This window comes from Thermus arciformis (genome assembly GCF_900102145.1).
Taxonomy (GTDB): domain Bacteria; phylum Deinococcota; class Deinococci; order Deinococcales; family Thermaceae; genus Thermus; species Thermus arciformis.
The window spans coordinates 29,409-51,592 of record NZ_FNBC01000016.1 but is presented as its reverse complement, the minus strand read 5'-3'; the positions used below and the strand labels follow the sequence as shown (position 1 = coordinate 51,592).

General features: G+C 68.9%; 20 protein-coding genes and 1 pseudogene. 7 read left to right on the top strand and 14 right to left on the bottom strand.

What is annotated here, in order from left to right; all coding sequences use genetic code 11:
• Window positions 1-593: 593 nt before the first annotated feature.
• From BLP62_RS07155 to BLP62_RS07135, 5 genes and pseudogenes are all read left to right on the top strand, one after another.
• Window positions 594-1,487 (top strand): annotated as a pseudogene (locus BLP62_RS07155) (IS256 family transposase); the annotation flags it as partial.
• Between the two features lie 79 nt (window positions 1,488-1,566).
• Window positions 1,567-2,358 (top strand): carbohydrate deacetylase, encoded by a 792-nt coding sequence (locus BLP62_RS07150; protein ID WP_093007256.1) that lies wholly within the window; start codon window positions 1,567-1,569, stop codon window positions 2,356-2,358.
• Entirely contained in the window at window positions 2,355-3,608 is a 1,254-nt protein-coding gene (locus BLP62_RS07145) for an MFS transporter (protein WP_093007254.1), read from the top strand. Before BLP62_RS07150 ends, BLP62_RS07145 begins: the two co-directional genes overlap by 4 nt.
• A 2-nt stretch (window positions 3,609-3,610) precedes the next feature.
• On the top strand, window positions 3,611-5,653 hold the full coding sequence (locus BLP62_RS07140; RefSeq protein WP_241374178.1) for a glycoside hydrolase family 2 TIM barrel-domain containing protein: 2,043 nt from the start codon (window positions 3,611-3,613) through the stop codon (window positions 5,651-5,653).
• 347 nt (window positions 5,654-6,000) lie between these two features.
• Complete coding sequence (locus tag BLP62_RS07135; RefSeq protein ID WP_176758163.1) at window positions 6,001-6,906, top strand: AI-2E family transporter; 906 nt, start codon at window positions 6,001-6,003, stop codon at window positions 6,904-6,906.
• Here the strand turns inward: BLP62_RS07135 and BLP62_RS07130 are convergent.
• The 8 genes from BLP62_RS07130 to BLP62_RS07095 all read right to left on the bottom strand — a co-directional run bounded on the left by BLP62_RS07130 (window position 6,903) and on the right by BLP62_RS07095 (window position 17,432).
• Entirely contained in the window at window positions 6,903-8,759 is a 1,857-nt protein-coding gene (locus BLP62_RS07130; protein WP_093007248.1) for an APC family permease, read from the bottom strand. The genes BLP62_RS07135 and BLP62_RS07130 overlap by 4 nt on opposite strands.
• Window positions 8,760-8,834: 75 nt before the next feature.
• Window positions 8,835-10,073, bottom strand: coding sequence for an ABC transporter ATP-binding protein (locus tag BLP62_RS07125; RefSeq protein WP_093007246.1), 1,239 nt, complete (start codon window positions 10,071-10,073; stop codon window positions 8,835-8,837).
• 8 nt (window positions 10,074-10,081) lie between these two features.
• Window positions 10,082-11,746 carry an ABC transporter permease gene (locus tag BLP62_RS07120; protein WP_093007244.1) on the bottom strand — a complete coding sequence of 555 codons (1,665 nt, stop codon included), beginning with the start codon at window positions 11,744-11,746 and terminating at the stop codon, window positions 10,082-10,084.
• A 167-nt stretch (window positions 11,747-11,913) separates the two neighbouring features.
• Window positions 11,914-13,221: a GH1 family beta-glucosidase gene (locus tag BLP62_RS07115; RefSeq protein WP_093007242.1), complete on the bottom strand. Its 1,308-nt coding sequence runs from the start codon at window positions 13,219-13,221 to the stop codon at window positions 11,914-11,916.
• Window positions 13,222-13,242: 21 nt separating this feature from the next.
• Entirely contained in the window at window positions 13,243-14,100 is an 858-nt protein-coding gene (locus BLP62_RS07110; protein WP_093007240.1) for a carbohydrate ABC transporter permease, read from the bottom strand.
• 3 nt (window positions 14,101-14,103) lie between these two features.
• Window positions 14,104-15,024: a carbohydrate ABC transporter permease gene (locus tag BLP62_RS07105; protein ID WP_093007260.1), complete on the bottom strand. Its 921-nt coding sequence runs from the start codon at window positions 15,022-15,024 to the stop codon at window positions 14,104-14,106.
• A 35-nt stretch (window positions 15,025-15,059) separates the two neighbouring features.
• Entirely contained in the window at window positions 15,060-16,364 is a 1,305-nt protein-coding gene (locus BLP62_RS07100; protein ID WP_093007237.1) for a sugar ABC transporter substrate-binding protein, read from the bottom strand.
• Between the two features lie 75 nt (window positions 16,365-16,439).
• On the bottom strand, window positions 16,440-17,432 hold the full coding sequence (locus tag BLP62_RS07095) for a LacI family DNA-binding transcriptional regulator (RefSeq protein WP_093007235.1): 993 nt from the start codon (window positions 17,430-17,432) through the stop codon (window positions 16,440-16,442).
• 129 nt (window positions 17,433-17,561) lie between these two features.
• Between BLP62_RS07095 and BLP62_RS07090 the strand changes: the two genes are divergently transcribed.
• Both BLP62_RS07090 and BLP62_RS07085 read left to right on the top strand, forming a co-directional pair.
• Entirely contained in the window at window positions 17,562-17,792 is a 231-nt protein-coding gene (locus tag BLP62_RS07090; protein WP_093007233.1) for a type II toxin-antitoxin system Phd/YefM family antitoxin, read from the top strand.
• Window positions 17,789-18,193, top strand: coding sequence for a type II toxin-antitoxin system VapC family toxin (locus BLP62_RS07085; protein ID WP_093007231.1), 405 nt, complete (start codon window positions 17,789-17,791; stop codon window positions 18,191-18,193). Before BLP62_RS07090 ends, BLP62_RS07085 begins: the two co-directional genes overlap by 4 nt.
• 197 nt (window positions 18,194-18,390) lie before the next feature.
• Here BLP62_RS07085 and BLP62_RS07080 read toward each other — a convergent pair whose 3' ends face one another.
• Genes BLP62_RS07080 through BLP62_RS07055 form a run of 6 tightly spaced genes read right to left on the bottom strand, consistent with a single transcriptional unit; the run spans window position 18,391 to window position 22,180 of the window.
• A complete protein-coding gene (locus tag BLP62_RS07080; protein ID WP_093007229.1) occupies window positions 18,391-18,702 on the bottom strand; it encodes a metal-sulfur cluster assembly factor in 312 nt (103 codons plus the stop codon).
• Window positions 18,699-19,850 (bottom strand): hypothetical protein, encoded by a 1,152-nt coding sequence (locus BLP62_RS07075; RefSeq protein WP_093007227.1) that lies wholly within the window; start codon window positions 19,848-19,850, stop codon window positions 18,699-18,701. Before BLP62_RS07075 ends, BLP62_RS07080 begins: the two co-directional genes overlap by 4 nt.
• Before the next feature lie 50 nt (window positions 19,851-19,900).
• Window positions 19,901-20,740: a protoglobin domain-containing protein gene (locus tag BLP62_RS07070; RefSeq protein WP_093007225.1), complete on the bottom strand. Its 840-nt coding sequence runs from the start codon at window positions 20,738-20,740 to the stop codon at window positions 19,901-19,903.
• 2 nt (window positions 20,741-20,742) lie between these two features.
• Complete coding sequence (locus tag BLP62_RS07065) at window positions 20,743-21,177, bottom strand: hypothetical protein (protein ID WP_093007223.1); 435 nt, start codon at window positions 21,175-21,177, stop codon at window positions 20,743-20,745.
• Complete coding sequence (locus tag BLP62_RS07060) at window positions 21,177-21,989, bottom strand: DUF2249 domain-containing protein (RefSeq protein WP_093007221.1); 813 nt, start codon at window positions 21,987-21,989, stop codon at window positions 21,177-21,179. Before BLP62_RS07060 ends, BLP62_RS07065 begins: the two co-directional genes overlap by 1 nt.
• Window positions 21,962-22,180 (bottom strand): DUF2249 domain-containing protein, encoded by a 219-nt coding sequence (locus BLP62_RS07055; protein ID WP_093007219.1) that lies wholly within the window; start codon window positions 22,178-22,180, stop codon window positions 21,962-21,964. Before BLP62_RS07055 ends, BLP62_RS07060 begins: the two co-directional genes overlap by 28 nt.
• Between the last annotated feature and the right edge of the window lie 4 nt (window positions 22,181-22,184).

Sequence of the window (22,184 nt, the reverse complement as noted above, 5' to 3'; positions counted from 1 at the left end):
GGCCCAGCTTCTTGGGCAGGCGGGTCTGCCCATCACCCGGGTGTTGCGGGTGGTGGCGTGAGGTGAGTACGCAGGTGAATATCCGAAAAGGGGGTGCTTCTTGTAAATACGAAAGGCGGCCTCCTGGATTTTTTAGGGCGGGGGCGGGCAAAGATGAGAAAAGTTAAAAGAGGCAGAATCTCTCGTCCAGAAGGGCGCTTATGGCCTCTGACCGCACGAGAATCGAATCCGTCAGGTCGAGTTTTTGATCACCCAGGAAGCGTTAGCCTTGTCTAGGACGGGAAAATCCCCGCAAATGTCGATTGGCTCGCATCGATAAGAAAGGCCATTCCTGCCCCCTCAGCGAGAGGGGAAGCAGGGCCAATGCCGTCCAAGATGAGAAAAGCTCCCTTTGATATCTACCCAAGTATATACGCAATGAGCCCAGAGGGGTGGACGCTCAAGGGGAAGGTGCAAACAGTTGAAAAATAACGCATATAAGCTAACCTAAGTTGCTACCGGTCGTGTAAGGATTTATGTGTAAGGGTCTGTGTTTAATAGGGGGACACACCTTAGCGCGAGGAGGTGCCCCGTGGACCAGGATACCTTGCGGGAGGCTGGAGACCACCTTCGGCCAGGTGGACCTGAGGGTCCCCAGGGACAGGGAAGGCCGGTATTACCCCACCTTCCTCAGGCCCTACACCCGCCGTCTGGTGGACGTGGGGGGTCAGCCGAAGGCTACGTTCCAGTGGCGGTGGCTCTTTATGCTGCCGGGGTCCGTCAGCGCAAGGCGGCCGAGATACCGAGCCTGCTCCTGGGCCACCGCTACTCCCACGAGACCCTGAGCGCCCTGACGGACGAGGTCCTGGAGGCGGCAGGTCACGCCCGAAGGGCGTATCTTGAAGCCTTCCGCACCCGGTCTTTGCCCGAGGAGATGGCCTTCGTCTACCTGGACGGGCTCTCCCTTACCTGGACGGGCTCTCCCTCAAGGTTCTTAGGGACGGTGAGGGGATTGTGCGGGAAACCGTGTACGTGGCCCTGGGGGTCACCCCTAGCGGGGAGAGCGGGTCCTGGGGTTTTGGCTTTTGCCCACGGAGAGCGCCCTGGGATGGGAGGGGGTCCTGGGGGAGCTTTGGCAGCGGGGCCTGCGGCGGGTTTTGCTCTTTGTCACCGACGGGCTGCCCGGGCTTCCTGCTGCTTCGCCGTCAGGCGAACCCCGAAAGGCGATCCGCAGGGTCTACCCTCAGGCGGAGTGGCCGCGGTGCGTGGTGCACGGGGTGCGGTGGAGCCTGTTTCAGGTGCGCTCCCGGGACCGGGCCCTGCTGGCGGAGGACCTGAGGCGGGTGTACGGGGCGGAGAGCCGGGAAGAAGCTCTTGGGGCCTTGGAGGAGGTGAAGGCCGCCTGGGGTTCGCGGTACCCGGGGGTGGTGGGGCTTTGGGTACAGGATTCGGGGGCCTTCCTGCGGTTCTACGGGTACCCCAAGGTGCTTTGGCCGTACTTGCGGAGTGAGGTCGCCCCTCAATGTCCAATGCCCCCGCTGCGGGCCTGGGCTAGAATGGAAGCCAGGCGGGGAAAGGAGGTTTTCCGTGGACCTTTTGGAGCGGCTTGGACTTGGAGGGCGGCGGGTCCTCATCCTCCACCACGACGACCTCGGCCTGACCCACGCCCAAAACGCGGCCTACCAGGCCTTGGGGTTTCCCACGGGGAGCGTGATGGTCCCCGGGGCCTGGGCGAGCGGGGTGCGGGGGAAGGACCTCGGGGTGCACCTCGTCCTCACCAGCGAGTGGCCTGCGCCCAGGATGCGCCCCCTCACGGGAGGTGAAAGCCTTAGGGACGAGGCGGGGTACTTCCCCTCCTCCCTGGAGGTCCTCTGGCGAAGGGCCAGGAGCGAAGAGGTGGAGCGGGAACTTCGCGCCCAGATAGAGGCCGCGAGAAGGCTCTTTTCCCCCACCCACCTGGACACCCACCAGGGGGCGGTCCTAAGGCCCGACCTCGCCAAGGTGTACCTGCGCCTGGCCCGGGAGTACCGGCTTCCCGCCCTGGTGCCGGAGAGCCTCGAGGACCTCGGCGTGCCCCCCGCGTTTCTCCCCGACCTCCTGCGCCTCATGGAGGAAGCCCCCTTTCCCCGGGTGCGCTTCCTGGACCCTTACGGCCTTCCCCCGGAGGGGCGGCTCGGCTTCTACCTGGACCTGAGCCGCCTGGGGCCTGGCCTCTACTACCTGGTCCACCACAGCGCCCTCCCCACCCCCGAGGGCCGGGCCCTCCCCGACTGGCCGACGCGGGAAGCGGACTACTTCGCCCTCTCCCACCCCGAGGTGCGCCGGGTCCTCGCCGAGTTCCACCCCCTCACCTGGCGGCAGGTCAAGGAGGCGCTATGAAGGCCTGGCGCTACGCCTCCGGCCAGCTCGGCTTGACCCTGGTTTCCGAAAGCTTCGGCACCTACCTCGCCTTCTTCTACCTGGAGAGGCTGGGGCTTTCCGCCGCCTTCTACGCCCTGGCCCGGACGGTCTACGCCCTCTGGGACGCGGTGAACGACCCCCTCTTCGGCCACCTCTCAGACCGCACCAAGACCCCCTTGGGGCGGAGGCGTCCTTGGCTTCTTCTGGGCATCCCCCTCTTCCTGGTGGCCTACGTCCTGGTCTTCTGGGTGCCGGACTGGGCGAGGAGCCCCGGGGTGCTTCCCTACTACTTTGCGGCGGCCATCGTCCTCTACGAGACCCTGGCCACCGTGGTCTGGACCAACTACGGGGCCCTTTTCCCCGAGATGTTCCGCACCCTTCCCGAAAGGGCCCAGACCGCAGCCCTGAAGCGGGGCACGGAGCTTTTCGGCCTTATCCTGGGCATCGCCCTGGCCCCCATGGTCTACGCCCGGCTGGGGTTTTTGGGCATGGCCCTCCTCTTCGCCGCCCTAGCCCTCGGGGCCTTCCTCTTCTTCCTGAGGGGGGTGGAGGAGGACCCCCAGGCCCAAAGCGGTCTGGGCCTCCGGGAGTCCTTCCGCCTGGTCCTGGCCAACCGGGCCTTCTGGGTGGTGGCCCTGGTGGGCCTCCTCTTTGAGTTCGGGCGCATGGTGATCCAGACGGGGATGGCCTTCTACGCCAAGCACAGCCTGGGCCTGCCCGAGGCGGCCACCACCTTCCTCTTCGCCGCGGTCTTCCTGGTGGCCCTGCCCTCGGTCTTCCTCTGGGGGTGGCTGGCCCAGGTTCTGGGGGGCAAGCGGGCCTGGCGGTACGCCCACCTCCTCATGGGCCTCGCCGCCCTCCTCCTCTTCCTGCCCCAAAGCCTCCCCGCGGCCCTCCTCGCCGGGGCCTTGGTGGGGGTGGGGTTTGCAGGGGTTCGGGTCACGGGGGAGGTGGTGATGGCCAAGGTCATAGACCTGGACGCGGAGAGGACCGGCACGCGGAGAGAGGGGGCTTACTACAGCCTGGTGGGGCTCTTGGGCCGGGCCTCGGGGGCCCTGGTGGGGCTTTCCTTCGCCCTCCTCGGGCCCCTCTTCGGCTACGTGAGCGGGGAGAACCCAGGGCCGAACCCGGGGCTCGCCTTCCGCTTCCTCATCTCCGTGGTGCCAGGGGTGGCCATTCTCCTCGCCTACCTCCTCACCGCCTTCTTTCCCCATGAGGTGCGGGAATGAGGATGGAAAAAGCTCGCTTCCTCGCCCATCCTGCGGAGGGTCCGGAGGAGCTTCCCGGGGAGGGGTGGCGGGAAGTGGCCCTCCCCCACCAGTGGAGCCTGGAAGGGATTGAGGCGGAGGTGGGCTGGTACAGGCTCGCCCTGCCCGAGGGAGGCCCCCGGCGCTTCCTCCGCTCCTTCGGGGACTACTACCAGGAGGCCTGGCTGGACGGGGTCCACCTGGGGCGGCACGAGGGCTACTTCTTCCCCTGGCTTTTGGAGCTTCCCAGAGGGGAAGAGCTCCTCCTAAGGGTCTCCGCCCCCAAGGAGCCCCTTGGGGTCTGGCCCCGGTTCAAGCGGCAGATCAAGGGGGTCTTCGGCCAGCACGACTGCCGCCCCGGGGGGACCACGGCGAGGGGCCAGGAGCGGGGGACCGGGGGGCTTTGGGGCGGGGTGGAGGTCCTGGTGCGGGAGGAGGTGGCCCTCCTAGGCCTCACCCACCACCTCTTCCCCCGGCCCGGGGGGTGGCGGCTTTGGGTGCGCCTCCTGGTGGACGCCACAAGGCCCTTCCGCGAGCGGGTGCGCCTCGCCCTGAGCCCGGTCAACTTCCCCGGGGAGGTCCTGGAGCGGGAGGCCCCCCTGGAGGGGGAGGCGGGGCGGGGTTGGCGGGAGGCGGTCTGGGACCTGCCGGAGATGCCCCTTTGGGAGGTGTGGGAGCGGGGCTTTCCCCACCTCTTCCGCCTCGAGGCGGACCTCCTCGGGGCGCGGCTTGGCGTCCCCTTAGGCTTCCGCACCGTGGCGGTGGACGGGGAGGGCTGGCTTCTTCTGAACGGGAGGCGGCTTTTCCTGCGGGGCACCAACGCCATCCCCACCCAGTGGCTCGCGGGCTACTCCGAGGAGATGGCGCAAAAGGACGTGGCCCTCCTCAAGGAGGCGAACCTGAACGCCGTGCGGGTCCACGCCCACGTGACCCACCCCGCCTTCTACGAAGGCTGCGACCGGGAAGGGGTCCTGGTCTGGCAGGACTTCCCCCTGCAGTGGGGCTACGCCCCGGACGAGGCCTTCGCCCAGGAGGCCCTGCGCCAGGCCCGAGCCATGGTGGAGGTCCTGGGGGCCCACCCCAGCGTCTACCTCTGGTGCGCCCAGAACGAGCCCACCCACAACCGCCACACCCTGGGCCCCCTCCTGGGAGCGGCGCTAAGGGCGGCCGACCCCACCCGGCCCGTGAAGGAGGCCTCGGACTTCCGGGAGCACCCCTACCCCGGCTGGTACTGGGGGCACTACCGGGACTTCCTCGCCCTCCCCGGGGCTCCCCTCCCCTCGGAGTTCGGAGCCCAGGCCCTGCCCCGGGCGGAGCTCTTAAGGCGGGTCCTGGGGGAGGCGGCCTGGCCCCCCAGGTGGGAGGTCTGGGCCCACCACAACTTCCAGCCCCACGAGACCTTCCGGGTGGCGGGGGTGGAGATGGGGGGGAGCCTGGAGGAGTTCGTGGAGAACTCCCAGGACTACCAGGCGAGGCTATTGGACTTCGCCGTCCACGCCTACCGGAGGGCCAAGGGGAAGGTGGTGGGCTACTTCCAGTTCATGCTGGTGGAGCCCTGGGAGGGGATCACCTGGGCGGTGGTGGACGTGGAACGGGTGCCCAAGAAGGGCTACTTCGCCCTCAAGGAGGCCAGCAGCCCCGTCCTCCTCTCCCTGGTGCCCTACAGGGAAAGGGTGGAGGTGGGCGGGCCCCCGTTGCAGGAGGCCTGGCTCATCAGCGACCTGGACCGGCCCCTAAGCCTTCGGGTGCGCCTCCGCCTCGAGGGCCCCACCACCCTCCTCCTCGTGGAGGAGGAGGTGGCCCTGGAAGCGGGGGAGGTGCGGCGGTTTTTCAGCCTGGGGGAGCTTTGGGAAAGCCCCCTCGAGGTCCAGGCTCGCTTCCTGCCCTTGCAGGAGGCCTTGGCCCGCATCCCCCCCGGGGCCTACCGCCTGGTGGGCGAGGCCCATGAGGGGGAAAGGCTCTGGTCCCGCCACATCCTCAGCGTGGAGTACCTGGAGCCCCTCCTGCCCCTGGAGGTGGCCTGGTGAGGCCACCCCACCTGGCCTTTTATGCCTGGACCGCCTGGGGATGCCCACGGCGGAACGCGGTGAACGCCCCCTTTTCGGCCACCTCTCGGACCGCACCAAGACCCCGTGGTGTCCGGGCGGAGCCCCTTGAGGACTTCGCATAAGCGGGCCGCCCTCGTGTGGCCTTCCCGGGTGGGGGTGAGGCCTTCCAGGCACTCCCCCGGAGGGCCTTCGGTAGAGGGGACGGCGGAAGCGCTTGGAGGCCGCATAGTCAAGCCCCTGCCCAAGGGGCGGGTGGCCCCGCCCCTTTCCTCTAGGATGGTCTGGGGACGGTGTGTATGCCACCTACGGGCCGCTTCTTTCTCAGCTTGGCGCTCTTCCTGCTTGGGCTTTGGGCCTTGGGCCGCCTTTACCCCTTGCTCCTCTGGGTCTTTCTGGCCTTCACCCTGGCGGCGGCCCTGGACCCCCTGGTGCGGTTTTTCCGGCGGGGCTTGCCCCATCCTTCGGCGGTCCTCGTGGCCTACCTCTTGGTTTTCGGCACCGTGGGCCTGGGGTTGTACCTGGCGGCCCCTCTCCTCCTGGCCCAGTTCCATCACCTAAGCGAGCTGGTACCCCAGGTCCTGAACTGGCTGGAGGGCAACCTCGGGCTATCGGTGGCGGGGCTGGCCCCCTCCCTGGCCTCCTCGGCCCGGGTGGCGGGGGATTTGCTCCTCCGGATGGCGGCCACCGCCTCCGAGCTCACCTTGGCCCTGGTCCTGGCGGTGATGATCAGCCTCGAGCCCCACCTGGTGGCCCGCGTGGCCCCTTACCTTCCGGGGAGCGGGTGGGCCGAGGTGCTGGAGGACACCTGGCGGCGCATGGGGTACTGGGCCCGGGCCCAGTTCCTCATCGCCCTCTCCTTCGCCCTCCTCTTCGGGGGCTGGCTCCTCTTCCTGGGGGTCCCGAGCCCCTTCGCCCTCGGCGTCCTGGGAGGGGTGCTGGAGGTGGTTCCCTTCGTGGGGGGCATCGCCACCGCCACCCTGGCGGCCCTGGTGGCCCTCACCGCCCATGGGCCCCTGGTGGCCCTTCTGGTCTTGGCGGGGTACGGGGGCATCGCCCTCCTGGAGGGAAAGGTCCTCATCCCTTACATCTACGGCCGCACCGTGGGCTTCCACCCCGCCCTGGTCCTTTTGGCCATCTTCGCCTTCGGCAAGCTCTTCGGCTTCCTGGGCATCTTCCTGGCGGTGCCCATGACCATCCTGGGGGCGGGGATTCTCAAGCACTGGCGGCGCTAGCCGCCCACGTGGACGAAGGGCCGCCGGCTCCGGTTGGGCTCCGCCCGCCTCAGGATCTCGTGGGTGAGGGAGGGGACATCCCCCTCCCCGGAGAGGAGGAAGTCCAGGGCCAGCTGGAGGGGGCCTTCCTCCGGCCACTCAAAGTAGATGTGGGGCCGTTTCCCGGTGCGGTCCCTCAGGTACAGGAGGAAGGCGGCCAGGGTGTTGGGGGTGGCGGCCCCCAGGATGCGAAAGACCCGGGCCTGGGGGTGATCCACGCCCCAGACCCGGGCGATGGCGGAGAACTCCGAGGGATCTTGCACGAAGACCTCCACGAAGTAGACGGGGTCTTTGGGGGGGATGTGGGTGGCCTCGCGGATGCGGGCCTCCTTCTCCCAGTAGACGGCGGGCCCCCCCCGCCCCGGATGGTGGGCCACGAGGCGGACGGGCGCCTCCTGGGCCTTGAGTTCCTCCACGAAACGCTCGGCCATCTCGTCCAGCCGGAACCCCTCCACCCGAAGCTCAAAGGAGCGGAGGGCCCGGGAAAGCAGGGAGATGAAGAGGGTGGCGGCGATGAAGAAGGAGGCGATCTTCACCCCATCCGGACGCTCCAGCACGTTGGCCACGAGCACGTAGCCGAAGACGGGGAGGAGAAGGCGGTAGCGGACGGCTTCAGGCCGCCTCTCCCGCTCGGAAAGGAGGGCCACCGCCAGGGCGGCGGAGGTCATGACCACCAGGACGCCCGTGGCGTAGGCCGCGGCCTGGGCCTCCACCCGGGCGCGGAAGGTGAGGGTGACGGCGAAGGCCACCGCGGTGAAGAAGAGGACCAGAGGCCGCCTCTCCCTGGCCCACTCGGGGGCCATACCGAAGCGGGGAAGGTACCTGGGGACGATGCTGAGCAACCCGGCCATGGCGCTGGCCCCCGCGAACCAGAGGATGACGATGGAAAAGAGGTCGTAAACGCTCCCGAAGGCCTCGCCCAGGTAGCGGTGGGCCAGGTAGCTGATGGCCCGGCCCGAAACCTCCTCGCTTCCCCAGACCTCCGAGGGGATCAGGAGCGTGGTGGCGAACCCGGCCCCCATCAGGAAGGCCCCCATGATGAGGGCCGCGGCGAGGAGGAGCTTGTGGGTACCCCGGATGCGGCCCAGGGGCCGCTCCGGCGTATCCCCAGGCCGGCCCCGGATCAGGGGCATCACCGCCACCCCCGTCTCGTAGCCGGAAAGCCCCAGGGCCAGCTTGGGAAAGGCGAGAAACACCGCCAGGGCCAGGCCTAGGGGGTCGGGCTGGCTCGCGGCCACCTTCGCCCACCAGTCCTGGAGGTGCTCCGGGCGCACGTGGGGCAAGGAGGCGAGGAGGACCGCCGCGTTGAGGCCGAGGTAGCCCAGGGTGATGGGCACCGCCAGGCCGATGGCCTCGCGGAAGCCCAGGTAGAAGACAAAGCCCAAAAGCCCGATGAGAACTAGGGTGAGGCCCACCTGGTGCCCCTGAAGCCAGTCCGGGGCCAGGGGGTTGCCCAGGAAGTGGACGGCGGCGTCGGCGGCGGACAGGGTGATGGTGATCACGAAGTCCGTGGCCATGAAGCCCAGGACCACCAGCACCAAGACCTTGCCCCGCCAGCCGGGGAGCAGGCGCGTGAGGAGGCCGATGGACCCTTCCCCGTGGGGGCTTTCCTCCGCCACGCGGCGGTAGACGGGGTAGACGGCGAAGAAGGCGAAGAGGACCAGGGCCAGGTTGGCCAAGGGGGAGAGGGCTCCCGCCGCCAGGAGGGCGATCCCCGGCTGGTAGCCCAAAGAGGAGAAGAGGTCCACCCCCGTCAGGCAGAGGACCTGCCACCAGGCGTAATGTCCTTCCTCGTGATGGCTTGGGGGCTTCATGGGGCGAGGGCCAGGGCTTGCGGCGCCACGATGGGAGAATATACTACACCCGATCCGGGGGGCAAGGGGGACCGGCTAGGGCCTCGAGGGTAAAAAGATCCGGCCCCGCTTGTCGTAGCCGAGGAGGCCCGCGTACCGGCCCCACTCCAGGATCACCGCCAGGACCCTCCTGGCCTCGGGCTCCGGCAGGTGGTCCTTGAGCCAGGCCAGAACCCGCTCTTCCGGGAGCCTCCTCCGCTCCAGGAGAAGGCGGTGCAGCCGGGCCATGAGGGGAATCCGGCGCAGGAGGTGCTCGGCGAACATCACCTTGCGTTCCTCGGGGTCCGCCTCGGCCCAGGCCCGACCCGCGGGGGTGAGCTCCACGTCGCCCCGCTCCACCCGGGCGAAGCCCAAAAGCTCCAGGGCCTCCAAGAGGGGGAAGAGCTCGTCCACCTCCAGGCCCTCCTCCTCGGCCAGGACGGGGAGGTCCGCCCGCCCCCCCAGCCTGGCAATGGCCTCGGCCAGACTGGCGAGGGCCCCCACCCGGGCCTCGGGCAGGCGGAGGACCTCCTCTTCCAGGCGGCGCTCCACCGCCTCCTTGAGGGTCAGGGCCTCGTAGATCCGGTCCACCAGGTCCCGGAACCGGGGGTCGCCGGGGTCCCGGGGGTGGGCCAGGGGGATGGGGATCTCCTGGGCGATGCGGGCGGGGCTTCCCTGGAGGACGAGGGCCCGGTCCGCCATGGCCACGGCCTCCTCGATGTTGTGGGTCACCATGAGGACCGCCCGGGTGGAGAGGTGGCCCGCCAGCCAGAGGTCCAGGAAGTCCCCCCGGAGCCCCTCGGCGGTGAGGGGGTCCAGGGCGGAAAAGGCCTCGTCCAACAGGAGGAGTTCGGGTTCCACCACCAGGGCCCGGGCGAACCCCACCCGCTGCCGCATCCCCCCGGAAAGCTCCTTGGGCAGGGCCTCCTCAAAACCCCTGAGCCCGATGAGGGCGATGGCCTCCCGGGCCCGGCTGAGGCGCGCCTCCCGCCGCACCCCTAAAGCCTCGAGGCCCAAGGCCACGTTCTCCAGCACGGTGAGCCACGGGAAGAGGGCGAAGGTCTGGAAGACCATGGCCATCCCCTCCACGGGCCCTTCCACCCGCCTCCCCTTGAAGCGCACCTCTCCCTCGTCCGGGGGGATGAGCCCCGCCAGGATGCGCAAGAGGGTGCTCTTCCCGCCCCCCGAGCGCCCCAGGAGGGCCACGATCTCCCCTTCTCTCAGGGCCAGGTCCACCCCGCGCAACACCGGGTAGCCCTGGAAGCTTTTGGCCACGTTCCGAGCGGTGAGCAGCATCCTTCCTCCTAAAGCCGGAACCGCTCCTCGGCCAGGCGGTAGAGCCTCCGCCAAAGGAGGCGGTTCAGGACCACCACGTACAGGCTCATCGCCGCGATGCCCAAGAGGAGGTGGGGGCCCTGACCCTCCTTCAGGGTCCAGGAGGCGATGTAGCTCCCCAGGCCCGTGGCCTGCCAGGTGGTGTCCCCCCACTGCACCACCTCGGCCACGATGGCCGCGTTCCAGGTGCCTCCGCTCGCGGTGATGAGGCCGGTCACCAGGTAGGGGAAGGTCCCCGGGAGGAGAAGCCTTCGCCAAAGGGGAAGGCCCCGGAGCCGAAAGCTCCTCGCGGCCTCCTTCAGGTCCTCGGGCAGGGCCAGGCTCCCCGCCACGGCGTTGAAGAGGATGTACCACTGGGTGCCCAGGACCATGAGGAAGGCGGAGAAGACCTCCAGGGAGAGGTGGTGGTGGACGATGGCGTAGGCCAGGGGCGGGTAGAGGAGGTTGGCGGGGAAGGCGGCCAGGACCTGCAAAAAGGCCTGCACCCTTTGGGCAAGGCTTGGCCTTGAGCCCAGGAGGATCCCCACCGGGACCCAGACCAAGGCGGCCAGGGCCAGCACCCCCAGCACCCGGAGGAGGGTGAAGAAGCCCAGGAGGAAGACCTTGGCCACCTCCGCAAGGCCCAAGGGCGCCACCTGCCTCCAGAGGGCCCAAGCCCCCATGCCTCCCAGGAGGAGGAGGGGAAGGGCCAGGGGCCACAAGGGGAAGGCGCGGGGCCTCGGGGCAAGGCGGCGCTCGCGGGCGAGGAGGGCCTCGAGGGCCAGGGAAAAGAGAGTGCCCAGGGCCTTGCGGACCACCTGGCTCCGGCTTAAGAGGTCCAGGACCCAGCTCCTGGGGGGAGGGGGACCGGGGCGCTCCTCGTACTTGAAGCGCTGGCTCCAGGCCACCAGGGGGCGGAAGAGGAACTGGTCGTAGAGGAGGATGACGAGGAGCATGCTCCCTGCGGCCAGGAGGATGGCCTGGCCGTCCTGCTTGGCGATGGCCGTGGCCAGGTAGGAGCCGATGCCCGGGAGCTCCACCTGGGTCCTGCCCACGGCGATGGCCTCCGAGGCCACCACGAAAAACCATCCCCCCGACATGGACATCATGCCGTTCCACACCAGGCCGGGCAGGGCGAAGGGGAGTTCCAGGCGCAAGAACCTCTGCCAGGGGGTGAGGCGGTAGAGGGCCGCCACCTCGAGGAGGTCCTTGGGGAGGGTCTTCAGGGACTGGTAGAAGCTGAAGGCCATGTTCCAGGCCTGAGAGGTGAAGACCGCGAAGATGGCCGAAAGCTCAAAGCCCAAGGCCCTTCCGGGGAACAAGGCGGCGAAGGCCCCGGCGGTGGCGGCCAAAAACCCCAGCACGGGCACCGACTGGAGGATGTCCAGGAGGGAGACCAGAAAGGGCTCCAAACGGGTCTTGGCCGCCAGGGGGGCGTAGACCAGGGTGAAGGCGAGGGAGAGGAGAAAGGCCACCCCCATGCGGAAGGCGGTCCTGAGGGCGTACTCCGGGAGGTGGCGGGGGTCTAAGGAGAGCTCCGCGGGGGCAAAGGGGGCCACGGCCTCCCGGGAGGCCTCCAGAAAGAGCGCCAGGAGGATGAGGAGGAAAGCCAGGGCCAGGAGGTCGTAGCGGTTGGGTTTTTCCGGGAAAGGCATCGCCCCTCCTTATCGGGAAAAGCCCTGGGCCGCCCCTTGGGAGAGCGTGCCCAACGCCCCCCAAAATCCTAGGCGCTCCTCCACGGGTTGGCAAGGGAGCCCAGGGAGAATCCTGGGGCCCGGGGCCAAGCACCCAGGCCCTCCTTCAGGAGGCGAGGCGAAGACCTTTAAGAACCCGCTTGGGCGCGGGCTCCCGAGAGCCTATCCCGGAACCAGAGGGCGCTCCTTTTGGGGATACGCCTCTGGCTGGGGAAGTCCACGTAGTAGAGGCCGAAGCGCCGGGTGTAGCCGAAGGCCCACTCAAAGTTATCCATGAGGCTCCAGACGAAGTAGCCCCGGAGGTCCACCCCCTCTTCCCGGGCCCGGAGGGCGGCCTCCACGTGGGCCTCGAGGTAGGCCACCCGCTCGGGGTCCTCCACCACGGCCTCCCCCGTCCAAAGGTCGGGGTAGGCGGCCCCGTTTTCCGTGAGGTAAAGGGGCCAAGGCACCTCCCGTCCGAGGCGCTTCAAGAGGTGGTAAAGCCCCTCGGGGTAGACCTCCCACCCCATGGCCGTGACCGGCCCCTCCGGGGGAAGGTAGCGCACGGGCAAGGGCCCCGTCCCCGGGGCCACGCGGACGGGGGCGTAGTAGTTCACCCCCAGGAAGTCCAGGGGCCTGGCGATCGCCTCCAGGTCACGGGAGAGGATGGGGGCGGGCGGGGGGTCTTGGAAGGGGCTTTCGGGATACCCCCTGCCCAGGATGGGGTCCAGGAAGTAGCGGTTGTGGTAGCGGTCGGCCACGTCCACCGCCTCGGGGTCCTCCCCGTACACCGGGGCGAAGTTGAGGACGATCCCCACCCGCTTCGCTCCCGCCGTCCTCAGGGCCTCCACGGCGAGGCCGTGCCCCAGGAGGAGGTGGTGGGCGGCCCGGAGGGCCGCTTCCAGGTTCCTCAGGCCGGGGGCGTGTTCCCCCGTCCAGTGCCCCAGGAAGGCCGAGCACCAGGGCTCGTTCAGGGTGGCGAAGAAGGGCACCCGGTCGGCGAGGGCCCGGGCCACCGCCTCGGCGTACTCGGCGAAGGCGAAGGCCGTCTCCCGGCTCCGCCAGCCTCCCCGGTCCTCCAGGGCCTGGGGCAGGTCCCAGTGGTAGAGGGTGAGGAAGGGCGTGATCCCCGAAGCGAGCAGCCGGTCCACCAGGCGGTCGTAGAAGGCGAGGCCCTTGGGGTTGATCCGCCCTCGGCCCTCGGGGAGGATCCGGGGCCAGGCCACGGAGAAGCGGTAGGCCCCCACCCCGAGGGATTGCATCAGGGCGATGTCCTCCTCGTAGCGGCGGTAGTGGTCGCAGGCGGGCTCCCCTGTGCTTCCGTCCCGGATGGCCCCCGGGCGGCGGGCAAAGGTGTCCCAGATGGAAGGCCCCCGCCCGTCTTCCCGCGTGGCCCCCTCAATCTGGTGGGCGCTGGTGGCCACCCCCCACAGGAACGTTTCCGCGTTCTCGGTCATAGGCGTTTCTCCTCCAAGCACCTAGCCCTTCACCGCCCCGGCGGTGAGGCCTTGGATGAGCTGGCGCTGCACGAAGAAGAAGAGGACGAGGACGGGCAGCGTGGCCACCGTGGCGGCGGCCATGACCAGGTCGTAGCGGTTTTGGTAGTTGCCCACGAAGTTGCGGATGCCCACGGGAACGGTGGCCGTGGCCTCGGTGGTGAGGACCTGGGCGAAGAGGAGCTCGTCCCAGGCGGTGAGGAAGATGTAGACGGCCGTGGCCGCGAGGCCCGGGAGGGCCAGGGGCAGGATCACCCGGTAAAAGGCCTGGAAGGGCGTGGCCCCGTCCACCATGGCCGCCTCCTCCAGCTCCTTGGGAATGGAGGCGAAGAAGCCCCTGAGGATCCAGATGCTCAGGGGAACGAAGAAGGCGGTGTAGGTGAAGACGAGCCCCCCGTAGCTGCCCACGAGGCGCACCTCGAGGCCCAAAGCGGAGCGGGCCCAGTTCTGCACGTAGATGTACATGATGTAGATGGGGATCAGGAAGAGGATCCCGGGGATCACCTGGGTCACGAGGACGCTTCCCGCGAAAAGCTCCGCTCCCGGGAAGCGGAACCGGGCGAGGGCGTACCCGGCGAAGGTGGCCACGGCGAGGGCGAAGGCCGTGGTCAGGGAGCAGACCAGGAAGGAGTTCTTCAGGTAGTGGAAGAAGGGCAGGACGCGCCAGATGTCCAGGTAGTTGCCCCACTGGGGCGCCTTGGGGAAAAGGCTTCCCGTGGCCGCCTCCAGCTGGGTCATGAGGGAGGTGTTCACCATCCAGAAGATGGGGAAAAGGTGGAAGGCGAGCACGAAGAAGAGGAGAAAGCCCGCGCCCCACTTGAGCCATCTTTCCTCACGCATCGTTCACCTCGCGCGCAGGTCCTCCCGGAAGACCCGGTACCAGAAGAGGATGAGCCCGAGGGAGAGGAGCATGTAAAGGGTGCTCGCCGCCGCCCCCAGGCCGAAGTTCCACATGCCGAAGGTGTTGCGGAAGAGGTTGGTCATGAGGAGGTCCCCCCACTCCCCGGGGTAGCCCGCCCCGTGGCCGAACATCATGTAGACGATGTTGAAGCTGTACATCGTTCCCAGGAGCCCGTAGAGCAGGAGGACCGCCGTCACCGGGCGGAGCATGGGCCAGGTCACGAAGCGGAAGCGCTGCCAGGGCGTGGCCCCGTCCACCTTGGCCGCCTCGTAGAGCTCCTGGGGGACGGTCTGCAAGGCGGCCAGGTAGGTGACCATGACGAAGGGCCAGCTCCGCCACACCGTGGGCAGCACGATGGCCACAAAGGTGAGGGGGCCAATGAGCCAGTGGGGCTTTTGCGGAAGGAGGCCGAGGACGTCCACGAGGAGATGGTTGATGACCCCTTCCTTGAGCCACATGAACCCCCAAAGGAGCCCCACCACGTAGCTCGGCACCACCCAGGGGAGGAGGATGAGGCTCCGCCAAAGCCCCCGGAGGAAGAGGGGGCGGTTCAGGAGGTGGGCCACCAGGAGGCCCAGGGAGAGGTTCAAGGTGTTGACCACCAGGGCGTAGAGGAGGGTGGTGCGCACGGCGTAGAGGAACCCGGCGCGGAAGGTGGACTCGGGGTTCAGCAGGATTTCCCGGTAGTTCTCCAACCCCACGAAGGGAGCCTGGAGGTAGAGCCTGAGGGTCTGGAGCCTGAGGTCCAGGAACCCCATGTAAACGCCCTGGACCATGGGGCCGTAGTGGACGAGGAGCATCCCCAGAAAAGCGGGGGCGATGAAGAGGTAGGCGAGGCCGTATTTACGCCAGAAGGTCCTCATGAGAAGAAGGGGGGCCTCGAGGCCCCCCATACGCCTCACCTCAGGGCCTGGTTGATGGCCACGGAGGCCTTGTCCATGAGGTCCTTAAGGGCCTCACGGGTGAGCCTGCCCTGGGCCACCAGGTCCCAAGCCATGCCGATGTGCTGCACCGCCAGGTTCTCCACCCCGCCCCAGCCCGCCAAGGAGGGGTAGGTGCGGCCGAACTGGGCGGCCTGGATGAAGGTGCGGAGCAAGGGGTTCTGCTGGAAGCTGGGCTCGCCCCAGGCGGAGCGCAGGCCGGGGAGCATCCCCGCCATCTGGGCGTAGCGGACCTGGGCCTCGGGGCTTCCCAGGTACTTGAGGAGCTCCTTGGCCAGGGGCTTGTTCTTGGAGAAGTTGAAGAGGGCGAGGTTGGAGCCGCCGAAGAAGGTGTACCGCCCCTTGGGCCCGGCGGGGTACGGCGCCACCCCCAGGTTCTTGGCGGCGGGGCGCTCGGCGAAGCCGCCCTTGGCCTCGGGGACCTGGGCCCGCTGGACCATCCAGGGGCCGCTGGCGAAGACGGCGCACTTCCCGGCCTGGAAGTCGGCCTCGATCTGGGCGGTGTTCTTCTCCAGGCTTTCCGCCGGGACGTAGCCCTTCTGGGCCAGGGAGAGGAAGAAGTAAAGCCCTTCCAGGCTCTCCGGGCCATTGAGGGCGCTCTGCCAGCGCCCGCCCGCCTGGCGGACGATCTCCCCGCCCGCGCCCCAGATCCACGGGGCGGCGTTGTGGAGCACGTCCCAGGAGTTCTTTCCCGGGGTGCAGAGGGGGGCTAAGGGGGCCTTGGTCTCGGGGTCGCGGAAGCTCGAGGCCTTGAGCTTGGCCAGGCCGGCCTCAAAGCCCTGCCAGCTGGCGAACATCTCCGCCGGGTTGACCCCCGCGGCCTTGAGGGCGTCGGTGCGGTAGTAGAAGGCCCGAAGCTCCGAGAACCAGGGCACGGCGGTGGCCTGGCGGGCGCCCTCTAAGCGGGTGGTGCGCCAGACGGCGGGAAGGTAGGCCTTCTCCCCGCCCAACGCCTTCAGCACGTCGTCCACCGGCTCCAGGACGCCCATGGCGCTGATCGCCCCCACCCAGGTGGTGCCGAGCTGGGTGAGGTCCGGCCCCACCCCGCTCGTGGCGGCGGTGGTGATCTTGGTCCAGGCCACGCCCCAGTCCAGGACGGTGACCTTCACCTCCACGCCGTGGGCCTTCTCAAAGGGGGCCACCAGGGCCTTGAAGTCCTCGGCGGGCTGGGGGCTGTTGGGCATGATCCAGACCTCGAGGGTCTTCTGGGCGAAGGCCAGGGAGGCCAGGACGAGAAGGCTTGAAAGCGCTTTCTTAACCATGAGAACCTCCTTTCGCGTCCTCCACCCCTTTTCGGAGTGGGCCAAGGGCCTAAGGCCTAAGGGCCGCCGTTTTTCTCAGGCTCCCACCTCCCTTACCGAGGCCCTTTCCACCAGCGTCAGCTCCAGGCGGGGCGGGGTGGGCACCTCCCCTGCGAGGACCGCCCGGAGAGCGCGGCCCAGGGCTATGCCGATCTCCTGGATGGGCTGGCGCACGGTGGTGAGCGGGGGGATCTGGTAGGCGCTTAAGGCGATGTCGTCAAACCCCACGAGGGAGACGTCCTCGGGCACGCGAAGCCCTTGCTCGTAAAGGTAAAGCCGGGCGCCGAAGGCCGTCTGGTCATTGGCGGCGAAGAGGGCGGTGGTGTCGGGGTAGCGGCGAAAGGCCTCCGCCGCCGCGCGGTAGCCCCCCTCCTCCTCCAGGTCGCCGTAGACCACCCGGGCCTCGAGGCCCGCCTCCCGCATGGCCTTGCGGTACCCGAGAAGCCGCTCCCGGACGTCCATCCCTCCCCGGTGGCTGGAGACGTGGACGATGCGGGTGTGCCCCCGGTCCATGAGGTAGCGCGTGGCCTCGTAGGCCGCCTTTTGGTTGTCTAGGCAAAGGGACCAGGCCTTCGGCCCCTCTACCCGCTGGCCGAAGGCGAGGACGGGGATGCCCAACTCCCCCAAGGCCTCCCCGTCCAGGGCAGTGCCGAGGAGGACCAGGGCCTCCACCCGGTGGGCCTTCAAAAACTCCAGGGCCTCCAGCTCCCGCACCAGGCTCCAGTGGCCGGGCACGGCGATGGGGCGGTAGGGGGTGGCCTCCAGCTCCAGGGTGAGGGCCTCGAGGATGGGGCCGAAGAAGGGGCTGGCGAAGTCCGAAAGGAGGATGCCCACGGCGTAGGAGCGCCCCGTGGCCAGGCCCTGGGCCAGGGGGCTCGGGGCGTAGCCCAGCTCCTCCACCGCCTGGAGCACCGCCCGCACCTTCTCCTGGGAGACCCGGGCGGTGCCGTTGAGCACCCGGGAAACCGTGGCCGGGGAGACGCCCGCGCGGCGGGCCACTTCGGCGATGGTGGGATGCGCCTTGGTCATCTTTGCCCGGGAGTATAGCATCCGTTGAAAGCGCTTGCAAGAGGGGTCCTGGCCCCCAGACCTGAGGCCTGAGCGCCCTCTTTTGCACCTCCCGGAGCTTCTTGCCGGATTCCTTCATGACCAGATACAATGACCCTGGTCATGAAGGTCTCCAAGTCCTACTTCAAGGCCCACGCTCTGGAACTCCTCCGCCGGGTGGAAGCCACGGGGGAACCCCTCCTCCTCACCCACCGGGGCCGCCCCGTCCTGGAGGTGCGCCCCTACCGGGAGGAGGACCCCAGGGAGAAACTTTTGGGCACCCTCCTCCGCTACGAGGACCCCACGGAGCCCACCGGGGAGGCCTGGGAGGCCCTAGGGTGAAGGGGCCCCTGGTCCTGGACACCCACGCCTGGGTCTGGTACCTGGCGAGCCCGGAAGTCCTCCCCAAGGGGCTGGTGCGGACCCTGGACGAGGCCCGGGCGAGGGAAGCCCTCTACATCTCGGCCATCACCCCCTGGGAGGTGGCGGTCCTCGCCCAAAAGGGTCGGGTCGCCTTTTCCCTGGAGCCCCGGCGTTGGCTGGAGGAGGCCTTGCGGGTGCGGGGGATCGGGGTGGTTCCCCTGGACGCGGGGGTCGCCCTGGAGGCGGCCTACCTGGACCTGCCCCACCCGGACCCGGCGGACCGGTTCATCCTGGCCACGGCCCTGAGGCTCGGGGCGGTGCTGGTGACCAAGGACGAGCGCCTGAGGCGCTACGCCAGGGCCAGGAGCCTCTGGGGTTGAAAGCTGGGCTTCCGGGAAAAGGGGGTGGGGGCGCAGCCGGGGGAAGGAGGCTCTTGGCGGAAGGGACCCGGGTGGAGGCCTCGAGGAAGGCCCACCTCTGTAAGGCCCGGGCCTCCCCCCTCCCCCACCCGGACCTCCTCTTGAAGGAGCTGAACCCGGGGATGACCACCCCACGCGGACGCAAGCCCGCAGGAGGCTCACCCCCACCCGAGAAGCCTCCGGGCCTTCTCGGAAAGCCGCGCCGGGGTCCAGGGGGGCTCAAAGGTGACCTCCACCTCCACCTCCTCCACCCCGGGAAGCCGGGAGAGGGCCTGGCGCACCGCGTCCCCCATGCTGTCGTGCAGGGGGCAGCCCGGGGTGGTGAGGGTCATGCGCACGTAGGCCCGGGGCGGCTCCACCACCAGCTCGTAGACCAGGCCCAGGTTGACCACGTCCAGGCCCAGCTCCGGGTCGTAGACCGACTCCAAAAGCGCCCAAGCCTGCGCTTCCAGCGGGTTTTTCGCCGTCATCGCCGCATCACCTCCCAAAGGGCGTAAAGGTGGGGAAGGGCGCCCAAGGCGTAGGCCCAGGCCGCCCAGGGAAACCAGGGGGAAAGAAGCGCCCCGAAGGCCAAAAGCCCCCCCGCCAGGTAGCTCGCCCCCTCGGGGAGCATCTCCTTGAGGAGGGGCACCTTCTCCTTGCCCGCCCGCTTGGCGTAGCGGTGGGTCCAGACCAGGAAGGGCAGGACCTTGTAGAGCATCCCCGTGACCACCAGGCCCACGAAGCCCAGGGCGAACCAGAGGGCGGCGGCCACGGGGCGTAAGGGCAGGGCAAGGAGGGCGAGGCCGAGGAAGAAAAGCCCCGCCAGGTAGTGCCGCACCCCGATGTCCAAAGCCCGCTTCATGCGGTTTTTCAGGATGCGGTAGGCGTCGTAGAGGGCGAGGCCAGCGGCGAGGAGGAGCAGGAGGTAGCCGAGCCCCTCCCCAAAGGCGAGCCCCCAAAGCCCCAGGTTGGCGGCCCAGAGGAAAAGCCCCAGGGCGCTCTCGTCCACCCCGTGGGTGAGGGTGAACATGGAGACCAGCTTGTACCCCACCCCCACGATGGAAAGGAGGAAGACCCCGCCGAGCCCGGCAAGGAGGTGCCAGGTGAGCCTTTCCGGGTCGTAGAAGCCATAGCGCTGGGAAAGGGCCTGGAAGAGGCCGAGGAGGGGGGTGAGGGCGAGGTAGAAGACCACCCAGGCCAAGGCCGTGGCCACCCGGTTCCAGCGGGGGGCCTTTAGGAAGGTGAGGAGCATGTGAAGGGCGAAGAGGAAAAGGGCCGCAAGGGCCAAAGCCCCGCCCCAGGGGACGAGGGCCGGAGCCCAGGCGAAGCCCAGGGCGAGGAGCCCCACCCCCAGGGCCCAGAGGAGCATCACGGGGTAGCCGAGCTCCTGCCGGTAAAGGGGCGCCTCGAGGACCACGGGCACGAGCTGGTGCATGGCCCCTAGGAGGACCCCCACCCCGAAGCCCAGGAGGAAGAGGTGGGCCAGGGCCAGGCCCAGGGGGTGCCGGGGAGAGGCGAGGGCCTCCGGGTGGAGGGCGAAGAGGAGGGCGAAGGCTAAGAAGAAGGCCTCCCCCAGGAAGAAGAAGCCTGCGGGGAGGCTTAAGGGGATCGCGCGGTTCTGGGCCGTGACGATCACGGCCTAATCCTGAGGAAACCGATCGGGAATCGCCATGACCTGGGTCATGGCTAGCGCCCCGGGGGGAGGAGGGTGAGGCGCTCCCTGGACTTGAGGGGGGTGGCGAGGCCCTGAAGGTAGCGGACGTCCCGGCCCTCGAGGAGCACGGCCCAGCGGGGCCTCAGGCGGTAGAGGGTTTTGGGCTCAAGCCAGAGCCCCACCTCCTCCTCGGAAGGGACGGCCTCCAGGGCCAGGTCCCGCAGGGCCGGGTTCACGGCGAAAGTCTTCCTCAAGGCCTCCCCCACGGTCTTTGCCCGCAAGAGGAGGGGCTCGGGCTGGGCCGAGTAGGCGAGGCCCAAGGCCTGGAAGCGCACCTCGGCCCCTCCCTCCTTCAGGGCCAGGGCGGCGTCAAACCCCTTCCGCATCACCTCCTCCTGGGCCGAGAGGTAGACGAGCCAGGGGCGGGCGTCCCGCACCCGTTCCGCCACGTACCGCCCCACCATGGCGAAGGAAAGGCCCACGTACTCCGGGGGGATGTGGGCCCGCTTGGGCCCGAGCCCCCCGTGCCAGAGCCCCGCCCGGTAGACCTCCCGGGCGAACTCCGCCGAGGTGTCCACGCCGAGGGTGCGGGCGAGCCAGGCGGAGAAAAAGGCCCGCCTCAGGTAAAGCTCCTCCTCGGGCACCCGCCCCTCCCAGCCCAGGGCCTTGGCCGTCCCCGGGTGGCGGCTCAGGTGGTCGTAGACCCCGGCCACGAAGGAAGCCGCCCCCTCCAGGAGCCGCTCCGCGTCCAGGCGCATGGCCCGCTTGTCCTCTTCCCGCAGGCCCCCGAAGGCGAGGAGGTCCCGGAAGACCTCCTCGGGCAAAGGGGGCAGGTCCAGCACCAGGGTCTCCTCGGCCAAAAGCGCTTCCACCGCTAACCCCTCCTTTCCCGCTCCTCGCGCATTTTCCTCAGCATATCCGCCGTGACCACCCGCTTCGTCATGGCGTAGGCGAAGACCAGGGTGGCGGCGAGCTGAAGCCCCCCGGAAAGCCCAAGCCAGGGGCGAAGGCCGGCGTGACCCGAGAGCACCCAGGGCTCCAGGAAAAGCCGCAGGAGGAGCCCGGCGTTCAGGAGGACGAAGGTGAGCCCTTCCAGCCGGTCCTGCCGGAGCCCCCCGGGCCTCGGCATCATCCAGTAGGCCACCCCCATGACCATCTGCAGGAAGAAGCCCACGAGCCCGGCGTGGACGTGGCTTGGGCGGAAAGGCCCCACCAGGGAGGGGAAGAGGTGGAAGAGGGTACCGAGGAGGGCGGTGTAGACCAGGTAAAGGAGGGCCGCCCGCACGAAGAGGTAGTGCCAGAAGCCCACTAGCCCCCCTTGCGGATGAGGATCTCCACCCTCCCGGGGCCGAGGTCCTTGAGGGCGTAGGCGTGCCCCTCCTCCTCCAGGCGGGCGAGGAGGTGGATGGGCCTGCGCACGTGGTGGACGAGAAGCCTCTCCCCCGGTTTGAGGGCGGCCAGGGCCTCGAGGACCCGCATCATGGGTAAAGGAGGCTCCAGGTTCTCCTCAATGAAGACCTCGGCCTGATAGTCCTCCCAGTCCGCCTCGGTGAGGGGGACCGCAGGACCCCTCCCCCCTTCCCCCGCCCCCTGGCGGTAGAAGTGGGCCCGGTAGTGCCGCTCCCCCACCTTCTCGCACCAGGCGAGAAAGCCCTGCTTGGCCAGGACCCGGTAGAGGGGGACGGGCTCAAAGAGCACCTCCAGCACGAGCCGCTCTCCTGGAGCCACCTCCTTGGCGGCGGCCATGATGTTCGGGAAGGGCTCCCCGCCTCCTTCCAGGATGGGCCGCACGTCCAGGTGGAAGCCCACGGGGGCGGAAAGCCAGGGAGGGGGCGGGGCACCGAGGAGGCTCTCCTCCGCCCCCGCCACGGGGAGCCTGGCCTCCACCCCCAGGGCCCGGTTGAGCCTTGCCACGAGTTCTTCCGGCGTAAGCCCCCCGATCCTCGCCGCCTGGGCCACGGTGACCAAGTTGGGCATGGTGCGGCGGAGGAGGGGGTTTTTGAGCTTTTGGAAGGCGGGGCTCGCCGCCACCAGGACCTCGAGGAGGTGCGGCCAGCGCTTTAGGACCTCCGCCACCTTCATCTCGGGGCGGACTACTTCTTCCCGATCCGCACCCGCCATACCTCCGGGCCCTCCTCCAAATAGGTCCAGTCCACCTGGCCCGGGCGCTCGGCCAAAAGCTGGTAGTAGAGGGGCTTGGGGTCGTGGTCGTTGACGAGGACGAAGCTCTCGCCGGGGGCCAGGGCGTCAAAGACGCCGAAGATCTTGGGGTGCCTTTCCCTAGGGGGGATCGCGCGCACGTCCAGCTCCATAGCG

What these genes read in the sequence shown, in the direction of transcription:
- BLP62_RS07145 (WP_093007254.1), top strand. Translation starts at nt 2,355, where the DNA reads ATGAAGGCCTGGCGCTACGCCTCCGGCCAGCTCGGCTTGACCCTGGTT.
- BLP62_RS07140 (WP_241374178.1), top strand. Translation starts at nt 3,611, where the DNA reads ATGGAAAAAGCTCGCTTCCTCGCCCATCCTGCGGAGGGTCCGGAGGAG.
- BLP62_RS07130 (WP_093007248.1), bottom strand. Translation starts at nt 8,759, where the DNA reads ATGAAGCCCCCAAGCCATCACGAGGAAGGACATTACGCCTGGTGGCAG.
- BLP62_RS07125 (WP_093007246.1), bottom strand. Translation starts at nt 10,073, where the DNA reads ATGCTGCTCACCGCTCGGAACGTGGCCAAAAGCTTCCAGGGCTACCCG.
- BLP62_RS07120 (WP_093007244.1), bottom strand. Translation starts at nt 11,746, where the DNA reads ATGCCTTTCCCGGAAAAACCCAACCGCTACGACCTCCTGGCCCTGGCT.
- BLP62_RS07115 (WP_093007242.1), bottom strand. Translation starts at nt 13,221, where the DNA reads ATGACCGAGAACGCGGAAACGTTCCTGTGGGGGGTGGCCACCAGCGCC.
- BLP62_RS07110 (WP_093007240.1), bottom strand. Translation starts at nt 14,100, where the DNA reads ATGCGTGAGGAAAGATGGCTCAAGTGGGGCGCGGGCTTTCTCCTCTTC.
- BLP62_RS07105 (WP_093007260.1), bottom strand. Translation starts at nt 15,024, where the DNA reads ATGAGGACCTTCTGGCGTAAATACGGCCTCGCCTACCTCTTCATCGCC.
- BLP62_RS07100 (WP_093007237.1), bottom strand. Translation starts at nt 16,364, where the DNA reads ATGGTTAAGAAAGCGCTTTCAAGCCTTCTCGTCCTGGCCTCCCTGGCC.
- BLP62_RS07095 (WP_093007235.1), bottom strand. Translation starts at nt 17,432, where the DNA reads ATGACCAAGGCGCATCCCACCATCGCCGAAGTGGCCCGCCGCGCGGGC.
- BLP62_RS07090 (WP_093007233.1), top strand. Translation starts at nt 17,562, where the DNA reads ATGACCCTGGTCATGAAGGTCTCCAAGTCCTACTTCAAGGCCCACGCT.
- BLP62_RS07080 (WP_093007229.1), bottom strand. Translation starts at nt 18,702, where the DNA reads ATGACGGCGAAAAACCCGCTGGAAGCGCAGGCTTGGGCGCTTTTGGAG.
- BLP62_RS07060 (WP_093007221.1), bottom strand. Translation starts at nt 21,989, where the DNA reads ATGGCGGGTGCGGATCGGGAAGAAGTAGTCCGCCCCGAGATGAAGGTG.
- BLP62_RS07055 (WP_093007219.1), bottom strand. Translation starts at nt 22,180, where the DNA reads ATGGAGCTGGACGTGCGCGCGATCCCCCCTAGGGAAAGGCACCCCAAG.